At 30.3% G+C, this 10,466-nt stretch carries 8 protein-coding genes; 2 read left to right on the top strand and 6 right to left on the bottom strand.

Translation table 11 applies throughout. From position 1 onward, the window contains the following. Window positions 1–108 precede the first annotated feature (108 nt). Window positions 109–1,863, top strand: coding sequence for a tetratricopeptide repeat protein (locus tag AJN64_RS09130; protein WP_070292752.1), 1,755 nt, complete (start codon window positions 109–111; stop codon window positions 1,861–1,863). Window positions 1,864–1,866: 3 nt separating this feature from the next. Here the strand turns inward: AJN64_RS09130 and AJN64_RS09125 are convergent, their stop codons facing one another. The 6 genes from AJN64_RS09125 to topA form a co-directional block, all read right to left on the bottom strand. Next, window positions 1,867–2,634 (bottom strand): hypothetical protein, encoded by a 768-nt coding sequence (locus AJN64_RS09125; RefSeq protein ID WP_083271931.1) that lies wholly within the window; start codon window positions 2,632–2,634, stop codon window positions 1,867–1,869. A gap of 39 nt (window positions 2,635–2,673) precedes the next feature. Next, window positions 2,674–3,438: a 3'(2'),5'-bisphosphate nucleotidase CysQ gene (locus AJN64_RS09120; protein ID WP_070292902.1), complete on the bottom strand. Its 765-nt coding sequence runs from the start codon at window positions 3,436–3,438 to the stop codon at window positions 2,674–2,676. An 80-nt stretch (window positions 3,439–3,518) separates the two neighbouring features. Next, window positions 3,519–4,787, bottom strand: coding sequence for a citrate synthase (locus AJN64_RS09115; protein WP_070287834.1), 1,269 nt, complete (start codon window positions 4,785–4,787; stop codon window positions 3,519–3,521). A 114-nt stretch (window positions 4,788–4,901) separates the two neighbouring features. After that, complete coding sequence (locus AJN64_RS09110) at window positions 4,902–6,077, bottom strand: cation:proton antiporter (RefSeq protein WP_060816449.1); 1,176 nt, start codon at window positions 6,075–6,077, stop codon at window positions 4,902–4,904. Beyond that, on the bottom strand, window positions 6,058–6,894 hold the full coding sequence (locus AJN64_RS09105; protein WP_070210588.1) for a biotin synthase: 837 nt from the start codon (window positions 6,892–6,894) through the stop codon (window positions 6,058–6,060). Before AJN64_RS09105 ends, AJN64_RS09110 begins: the two co-directional genes overlap by 20 nt. 1 nt (window position 6,895) lies before the next feature. Then, on the bottom strand, window positions 6,896–8,998 hold the full coding sequence (gene topA / locus AJN64_RS09100; protein ID WP_070209939.1) for a type I DNA topoisomerase: 2,103 nt from the start codon (window positions 8,996–8,998) through the stop codon (window positions 6,896–6,898). Between the two features lie 174 nt (window positions 8,999–9,172). On the opposite strand from topA, the gene AJN64_RS09095 reads away from it, so the two are divergent. Next, the gene (locus tag AJN64_RS09095; protein ID WP_002892040.1) at window positions 9,173–10,444 is read left to right on the top strand and encodes an MFS transporter; all 1,272 of its coding nucleotides are present in this window, start codon (window positions 9,173–9,175) and stop codon (window positions 10,442–10,444) included. Window positions 10,445–10,466 lie beyond the last annotated feature (22 nt).

The raw sequence follows: 10,466 nt of genomic DNA, 5'->3' as shown, positions 1-10,466 counted from the left end.
ATTTATTTTTTTATTTTTGTTTTATTATTTAATTTTATAAAAATATAATTATCTTTTTATGCAACTTATAAGATAATATTGGATTTAATGTAACTATCAAGGAAAAATATGTTTGATAAAATTCATTATTATTATTTTAATGCTAATTATGAAAAATGTTTAAACTTGAGTGAGCAATTTTTAAAAGAAAGTCCAAAATTTGCTTTAGAATTTGCTATGCTTTCTTCTTATAAACTTTCTCTTTTTCAAAAAGCTTTATATTACGCTCAAGAGCTTTTTTCTTTAAATCCTACAAGTTTTAATGGTCTTATGCTTGCTAAAAGCTATATTGAAAATTTAAGACTTGATGAAGCCTTGAATTTATTACAAACACTTTTAACTCGCAAAGATGATTTAGAAGATGAACTTAAGTTAGAATTGGCTTTTATTTATAAGCTGAGTAATAAATTAGAAGAATCTGAACAAATTTTCAAAGAATTGCTTTCTAAAGATATGTATAATCTTAATCTATGGAAAAATTATGCAGAAATTTATTTTAAACATGATTTTACTAAGGCATTAAATGCACATGAACACTTGTGTCATTTTATGCAAGATTTGATTGATAAACTACAAAAAGGAATCATTGCTGAACAAACCAATCTTAATTTAATTAAACTCGAAGATAGACTTCACAGTAAAACCAAAGAAAATCTTACTATTTCTAAAATAGAAGATTTTTTAACTCATCAAATTTTACCCCAAAAAGCATACTTGCTTTTTAAGCTTTTTAGAATATCTGATTCTTTAGAACTTTTTCAATCACTACAAGAAGCCAATCAACACCATGCACAGTTTTGGCAAAACTATGCTAAGGTATTAGAATTTAACTCAAACTATCAAGAAGCTTATCATGCTTATAAAAAATGTCTTAGTTTGGATTCTCATGCAACCTATCAATTTGATTTGGCTTATCTTTTGATGCGTATGGGAGTGGATGATAATTTTGAAGAGGGTAAGAAATATTATGAAAGCAGATTATTTTATGCTCATAATGAAACTTTTTCTACTTATCATTATAATGAAAGCCTAAAAGCTTTTAATAAATTTGGCGTTGATGCTTTTAAAAATAAAGAAGTTTTAGTATTTTGCGAGCAAGGCTTTGGCGATACTATAATGTATGCAAGATGCTTAGAAAAACTTTGCAAAATCGCTTCAAAGGTTTTATTTGCTCCTCAAAGTGCCATGTATGAAATGTTTAAAAATCAAATCAAATTTTTAAATCAAAATGATGATATTTTTAAAAATGTAAAGGTTTTAAAAAATCTACCTACAAATTTTGATTATGCTATTCCTATTTGTTCTTTGCCTTTTTTTATTGATATTAAGCTTGATGAGATTTTACGATTAAAAACACCTATATTGCCACAGAAAAAACCGCATAATAAAAGAAAAAAACTTGGTATTTTTTATGCTACTCCTAATGCTGAAAATTCTGATTTATTAAGAAATGTAAAATTTGAATTTTTATTTGATATATTAAAAGACTTAGATTATGAAATCATTTCTTTTCAAATGCAATTAAAAGAAGAATTACCTAAGGTAATAGAAGATAGAAGCAAGCTTATAGAAAATTGGAATGATACTCTAAATTATTTATATGATATTGACTGTATGCTTAGTATTGATAGTGCTATAGCGCATTTAAGTTTAGCTATGGATCTTCCTACTATAGTTCTTTTACATCCTAGGTTTGATTGGCGTTGGGGAAAATTTGAAAATCCTAAAAGTTATTTTTGGCCAAAAGCAAAATGTTTTATCATAAAAGAACAAGAAGAAACAAAAAGGAATTTGCAAAAACTGATTAAAGATATTTTAAACTGAAGCTTAGTTTAAGAGCTTTAGGTGGAAAATTTGGTTTTTGATAACATCAGCTAGCATTTTTGGCATTTGGTTTATAATATCTTGATAATTTTGCTTTGCATCTTGACCTTTTAATGTCAAATTTAATTTTGCATTTTTTGCTGAAAGAATTTTTCCATTGCTTGTAGAAATGATTTTAAAATTAATACTAGCCACACCTTCCTTGCTTGTTGTGATAAAATAATTTGTAATATTTACATAAAAATCTTGCAAATTTACCACCACAACATAATCTGTAAATTTAGCATACATTTTAGCCTTGTCTTTTTCTTGTGTTAAAAAAGGACTTACATTTATAAGTTTTGCATCTTTAGGACTAAAATGTGACAAAGTTTTAGAACTTTGATAAATACCATTTGCAGCAGAATTAACCCAATTAAGCTTTAAACTTTGAATCAAATTTTTAGCAAATAATGTAGAAAACTCCTTATCACTCACCCTGAAACCATCTAAAAAATAACCGAAATTTTTCCTAAAAGTTAATACAATAGCAAAATCAATATCTTTATCTTTGGTGATTTGTGATTTTTTTTCAATCAAAGTAGAACTATCAAACAATGCTTTTTGTTGATTTAGATTTGGATTTGTAACATTTTGATTTAGATCTATTAGCTCAAAACTATCTGCGTTTTTTTCAATTTTAATAACTTTTTTCTGAGAAAAATTATTTGCCAAAAGATTAGAACTTAAAACTAAACTTAAAAACAAAATGAAACAATACCTCATCTTCATCCTTATAAACTATTTAAATATAAAATTATACTCTTTATTTTATAAAAAATCTTGTAAAAAATTCATAGATGAAACACAAATAAAAGGACTGGATTTATAATCTAAAGGGTTATATAAAATGTATTTTTTAAAAAAATCTCCCATAAATCCTCCATTTTGATTAATCAAAAAATCTCCTGCTACAATATCCCAAATATTAAGCTTTTCAAATCTTTTATAAACTCCTGCTTTAGCCTCTAAAATAGCACAAAATTTCAATCCAGAGCCTATATTAATAGCTTCTAATTGATGCTCTTTTGCAAAGTCTTCATCTTCTTTGCTAAGATGATTAACACTCAATAAGGCTTTATATTTATTTTTCTCGTATTCTTGCTGGTCAATTTGCAAAGGTTTATCGTTTTTATAAACCTTAGTTTTTACATGAGCATAGAACATATCACCTTTTGATGGATTTTGTATAAGCGATAAAACAGGGCGATTGTCATGAACTAAACTTATCATAACACAAAATTCATCACTGCCTTTTAAAAAACCACTTGTTCCATCAAGAGGATCGATAAGCCAAAAAGTTTTTAATTCTTCACATTCTTCTTTGCTGAGTAATTTTTCTTCTGATAAAATTTTAATATTCGTAGAACCTAAAATATCATTTAGAATTTTATTAGAAGCAAGATCTGCTGATGTAAGCGGGCTTTTATCTTCTTTTTCCCAAGTTTTAAAATTTTTTCTCTCTTCTAAAATAGCTTTAGAAGCTTGATTGCTAGCATTTATAGCAATTTCTAAAAATTTATCAAGATTAAGCATGATTATAAGACTTTCTATAAGATTTTTTAAAATTATACAAGAAGATTTTGTGGAATTTTTAATTTCCACAAAAATTTTAATTAAACTTTACTAGTTTCACCCAAATAAAGTTGTCTTGGACGGACTATTTTAAGACTTTCTTGCTCTTTTTGTTCTATCCACTGAGCTATCCATCCTGGGGTGCGTCCTATAACAAATAAAGTAGCAAACATTTCATTTGGAATACCTAAGGCTTTTAAAATAAGTCCACTATGAAAATCAACATTCGGATATAGCCCTCTTTGAACAAAATAATCATCATTTAAAGCAATCTCTTCTATACGCGTTGCTACTTTAATAAGATTGGTATCAATACCCAACTCATCAATAAGTTGATCACGAAGTTTTTTAAGTACTTTTGCTCTAGGATCAAAATTTTTATAAACCCTATGCCCAAAGCCCATCAAACGGAAAGGATCGTTTTTATCCTTAGCCCTTTTGATGAATTCATCTACCCTATCAACACTACCTATTTGCTCAAGCATTCTAATAACACCTTCATTAGCTCCACCATGTGCATGACCCCAAAGTGCGCCAATACCTGCTGCTATACAGGCATAAGGATGAGCATGAGTTGAACCCACAGCACGAACCGTTGAAGTTGAAGCATTTTGCTCATGATCTGCATGAAGCATAAAAACTGTATCAAGTGCTTTTACCTCTATAGGTTTAAGCTCTACATGATCGTAAGGATAAGTTCTTAACATATATAAGAAATTTTCTGTAAAACCACGATCTAAATTTGGATAAGCCATAGGAAAGCCATGTTTATATCTATAAGCGGTGGCGACTATAGTAGGGATTTTAGCTACTATTCTAGCTGCCATTTCCATATATTCTTCTTTTACGTTCATATTTAAATGATCAGGATAAAAAGCACTAAGCGATGAAACAGCACCTTGTAAAACTGCCATAGGATGAGCATTATCAGGGAAAGAATCAAAAAGACGATGCATACCTTCATGGATAAAAGAACGCTTTTTCATTTCATAACGAAACGCTTCAAGACGCGTAGCATCAGGTAATTCTTTATAAAGTAAAAGATGAACCACATCTAAATAAAGTTTGTTTTCAGCAAGCCACTCTATAGGATAGCCACGGTGCATTAAAATTCCGTTTTCTCCATCAATATAAGTGATTTTTGATTTACAAGTAGCTGTAGAAGTTAAGCCCTCATCATAAGAAAACATTCCTGTTTGTTTATAAAAACTTGACATATCTACAACGCTTGGCCCAGTTGTACCATCATATATAGGAAATTCATAGCTTTTTCCATTTCTATTATCGGTTATAGTAACGGAATCTGACATTTTCGCTCCTTTTATTGTTACTTTTATTAATTCTAACAAAAAAGGACGATTATGAGTTTTTTTATTATTGAATTTTTAAGATTTTGTTTGCTTTTTTGAGTAAAAAAGTAACTTTCATTTTTTAGAATTAGAAAGAAATTTAATCATACTCATAACAATAATAGCCTCAAATAACGCTGTTAAAATAAGTGCTGAATAAAGCTTCTCATCAATAACCTTGCCCGAATAACCCAGAGTAGCTGTTGCTATAAGCAAGGTTAAAGGCATAGAATGACTAAGACCAAATAAAATCATATTTTTAAAACCAATTCTTTTTAAAAAAACACTTGCACATAAAATTCTTAAACCCACCATAACAAACATAAGTAAAAATGCTTGTAAAACGATTTTATAATCTAAAATCATTTTAAGATCAAAGGTTGAGCCTATATGGATAAAAAAAATAGGGATCAAAAACCCGTGTCCAAAAGTAGAAAGCTTGTGCTCAAGATCTTTTTTATGATCAAAAAAAGTAGCTATAAATGAACCTGCTATAAAAGAGCCAAGAACGATTTCAAGTTTTGTAATAACCATAGCAACAATAATCAGTATAAAAATGGCCATACAGAATCTTATATCTTTTTCATTTTTATCTTCCCATGGCATAAGCACAACTTTAAGCTGAGGATACCACCAAAAAAGCACACCAAGCATTTTAAATCCGAGCAAACAAAGTCCCAAAAAGATATTAAGATATAAAATACTTTGCGCTACATCAATAATACCTGTTCCTTCGCGCAAAAAAGCTCCCGCTATAGTCAAAAGCACAATAGAAATCACTTCAGCTAAAGTAGCTACTATCATAGCAATATTTAGCCAATAACACTCTTTTCCAAAATCCTTAAAAAGTAAAGATAAAAGCCCTACACTCATCACAGGTATAATGATAATAAATACTAAAGAAAGTCCAAAAATCCATACTATAAAAGAAGATAAAGCGTAAAGTAAAAAAATATAAAAAAAACTTTTTTTGACAACTTCTTTATCCATATTAAAAAAGGCTCTTAAATTTACCTCCATGCCCGCTATAAACATTAGATAATAAAAACCTACATTGGCTAAAAGTGCAAAATTTTCACTTTTTCCTATGAAACCAAAATACGCTATTATTGCCCCTAAAATAATTTCAGTAGCCGAAAGAGGCAAGCGTAAAATTTTTGCAATATGCGGAGAAAAAAGTAAGCATAAAGCTATAACAATAAGAATTTTTAGATCAATTAAACCTTGCGGATCAATGACACTCTGATGCAAAAGTAAATCCCATTTCTTTTAATTTTATTATATCTTGACTTGGTTCTTCACCTTTAGTGGTTAAATAATCCCCTATAACAATAGCCCCAGCACCTGCTTGAAAAATTTCATATTGTCTTTCTCGTAATACCACTTCACGCCCACCTGCTACCATTACCACGCTTTGCGGTAAAGCCTCTTTGGTATCACGCACGATTTTTAAAGCTTCATCAGCGCCAAGTCTTGGAACTTGTAGTTTTAAATTTTCATTTGCTATAAAAAAATTAATAGGCGTTGAAAAAGGCTGTAATTCTTGCAAAGATTTTCTAAAACTTAGCCTATCTTCTTCACTCTCACCCATACCATAGATTCCACCACAACAAAGCATAAGCCCTGCTTCTTTAGCGTTTAAATTGGTTTGAAATCTACTTTCCCAAGTATGCGTGGTGCAAATTTGTGGAAAAAATTCCTTAGAAGTTTCAAGATTGTGATTATAAGAAAAAATTCCTGCTTTTTTAAGTTCTTTGAGTTGCTCCACGCTTGCCATGCCATTACAGGCAATTAAAAGCAAGTTAGGCACTTCTTTTTGCACAGCCTTAGCAGCTTCGCAAACATACTCAAGCTTTTCATCATCAATCCCAAGTCCTGCTGTAACCAAACAAAAACCCAAGGCTTCATTTTTCTTTGCCATTTTTGCTTCTAAAACGATTTGTGAAAGTTCTTTACGACGATATTTTTGAATATCTGTTTTTACATGGGCACTTTGGGTACAGTATTTACAGTCTTCTGAACAATTTCCACTCGCTATATTTGAAATAGCACAAAGCATGATTTGCATTTTAATCCTTCATTTCTTTTTTAATTTTACACTTTAAACATTCTAAGAATGTACCTTTTTTAAGCTCTTTTATCACTAAAGTTTCGCCACACTCTTCGCATTTTTCTTCGCTTGGTTTGTATTTACTTATAAAATTGCATTTTGGATAAGCGCTACAGCCATAAAATTTACCGCGTTTTGAAAAGCGTTCTACGATTTCACCTTTTTGACAACTTGGACAAGTAATACCTGTACCATTAGCTTTAGCTTTTGCGGCAGTATTTTCGCTTTCATTTTTACTTTCACTTTTTAAATTTCTTGAATACTTACATTTTGGGAAATTTAAACACGCTACAAATTCTCCAAAACGCCCTTTTCTAATAGCAAGTTCCCCACCACAATCAGGACAACTTTCACCTAATTTTGTAACAGTTTTTTGACTGGCGATTTTTGTTTTTCCTTCTTCGATTTTTCTCATAAAAGGATAGTAAAATTCTTTTAAAGTTTCTTGCCAATCTGCCTTATCTTCTGCGATTTCATCTAAAGTGTTTTCAAGATTTGAAGTAAATTTGCTATCTACTATATCGCTAAAATTTTTTTCAAGCACTTCGGTTACATTAAAAGCAACCTCACTAGGAATAAGTTGTTTTTTGTCTATTTTTACATAATCACGGCTTGTAAGTATAGAAATGGTTGGTGCATAAGTAGAAGGGCGACCTATGCCTAAACTTTCAAGTTTTTTTACAAGTCCTGCTTCTGAATACCTTGAAGGTGGTTCGGTAAAATGTGAGTTCATTTCTAAATTTTGTATTTTTAAATTTTCACCTATTTTAAAATTTGGTAAAATTTTATCCTTATCCATATCACCATAAACTTTATAATATCCATCGAAAAGGATTTTTCTACCGCTTATTTTAAAAACTGCTCTATCATTTTTTACAAATACATTTTGAGTTTGAGAGATAGCAGGATTCATCTGACAGGCTAAAAAGCGATTGTAAATAAGTGTGTAAAGTTTTAACTCATCTTTGTCTAAAAATTTGGCCGCAATTTCTGGAGTAAAACTTAAATTTGTAGGGCGTATAGCTTCATGAGCTTCTTGAGCACCTTTAGCCTTTGTAGTATATACATTTGCTTGGCTTGGAAGATAATCTTGGCCAAAATTTGCTTGTATGAATTTTCTTGCATTTTCTATAGCTTCTTTGGCCAAATTTAAACTATCAGTTCTCATGTAGGTAATAACCCCCATCACGCCCTCGTGAGTATTTACTCCTTCATAGAGTTTTTGAGCTATCATCATGGTTTTTTTAGGGTTAAAACCAAGGCGATTGCTAGCACTTTGCTGTAAAGTTGAAGTCATAAAAGGAGGTGGTGGAGCGATTTTTCTTTCTTTGCTTTCAATGTCACTTATAGTATAAGCTTCATTTTTGCAAGCTTCCAGTACAAGTTTGGCACGATCTTTGTTGATAATGGTAAGTTTTTCTATCTTAGCTTTGTCAAACTCAACTAGTTCTGCATCCAAATCTTTTTGAAAAATCATATCTATGCTAAAATATTCCAGTGGTACAAAGGCACGAATTTCTTTTTCACGATCGACTATGATCTTTAAAGCCGCACTTTGAACACGCCCTGCGCTAAGTCCTCTTTGAATTTTTTGCCCCAATAAGGGGCTGAGTTTATATCCTACAATGCGATCTAAAAGGCGTCTAGTTTGTTGAGCATTTACAGAGTGCATATCTAATTTTCTTGGATTTTTTAAAGCATTTTCTATAGCGCTTTTGGTAATTTCGTGAAAAACAATGCGCGGCAAGGTATTTTCATCTTTGCCTATAGCTTTTGCAATATGATAAGCTATGGCTTCTCCTTCTCTATCCTCATCCGTTGCAAGATAGACTTCTTTGGCATCTTTGGCTTTGCTTTTAAGTTCTTTAACTAAGGCGCTATGATCACTTGTGATTCTATACTCTGGAATAAATTCATCATCTTCTATTTTAATCCCAAAGCTTGATTTAGGTAAATCTCTAATATGTCCTTTAGAAGCAATCACTTCATAATCTTTTCCCAAAAAATTTCCTATGGTTTTAGCTTTTGCAGGAGATTCTACTATGATTAAATTTTTCTTCATTTTACACCCTTGTTAAATAAAAAGCTGAATTTAGCTAAAATTATTTAAAATTCTACTTATAAAATATATTTTAAAAACAAAACTATCATAACAAAATAAATAAAATATAATTTTAAGTAATTTTAAATACAAATCATAATTTTTGGAGTATAATAAAATAAAAAAGGCAAAATTATGAATGGCAAAACTTATAAATTTCATCCAAATGATACAAAAATGGATAAAAAAATAATTCAAATTACCGAAAAATCCGGATTTAAAGCAGCTGTGTTTTCTATGGCCGCTATGACTATGCTAGGAAGTGTGGTCATTTCATCTGCTCTGCCTGCTATCAACAGACATTTTGAAGAACTTTTAACCCAAAGTGGTGCTACTCTTGCTTCAAGTTTCACATTAGCTCATCTTGATATACTTGTTCGCTTAGTTTTAACCATTCCTGCTATTTTTGTTGTCATTTTATCTCCATTCGCTGGTATTTTAATGGATAAATTTGGCAAATTAAAATTCATTCTTCCAGCTATGGTGGTTTGGACTATTTCTGGAGTAAGTGGCTTTTTCTTAAATGATATTTATGCTATACTGACTTCAAGAGCTATTTTTGGTATGGCAACTGCTTTTATAATGACAGGCGCTTCGGCTTTACTTGGAGATTATTATAGTCGCGGTGGCTTTAATCGCAGAGAAAATGCTTTAAGTCTTCAAGGATTTTTTTGTGCGGTAGGGGGTGCTGTTTTTATTTCTATTGCGGGATTTGTTTCAAGTTATTCTTGGCGTTATCCTTTTTTGGTATATGGACTTGGAATTTTAATTACCTTAATGGCTATCATTTATCTTTTTGAACCTAGAAAATTTAAATTCTATAATCATACAAAAATAGAAGCAAAAACAAATTATTGGCAATTTTTTCCTATCTATTTTATAGGTTTTTTTATCATGGTAGTTTATTATATTTCACCAACTCAACTTCCTTACTATATAGAAGAACATTTAGGATTGGATCCTAAATATATAGGTATTTCGATGTCTGTGTCTGCACTATGTTATGGTTTTTTCTCTCTAAGCTATAGATATATTATAAAATTCTTAAGTATTAAAACTATCTATGTTTTAACTCTTTTTATCGTATCTTGTTCTTTTTTGCTGCTTTTTTTAGTAGATAGCTTTTTCACAGTTTTAATCGCCTTAGCTTTGCTTGGAATGGGCGGAGGTATTATGCTTGTAAATAATACGGCTTATCTTTTTTCAATCTGTCCTGAAAATGCTCGCGCTAGGGCTTATGGAATTTTAGCAAGTTGTATATTTTTAGGACAATTTTTAAGTCCTATTATCTCTCAACCTATCGTTAGGCAAATGGGTCTTGTAGATGCTTTTTTAATATGGTCAATAGTAATTTTTATAGTGTGCATTGTGTTTTTATTTTTAAAGCAAAAACCTAGGATAAATTAGCAAGAAAAATCTTGCTAATTTT

This window comes from Campylobacter sp. BCW_4332, from assembly GCF_001763175.1.
Lineage (GTDB): Bacteria > Campylobacterota > Campylobacteria > Campylobacterales > Campylobacteraceae > Campylobacter_D > Campylobacter_D jejuni.
The sequence above is the reverse complement of the archived record's forward strand: the minus strand, read 5'-3'. Positions and strand labels throughout refer to the sequence as shown.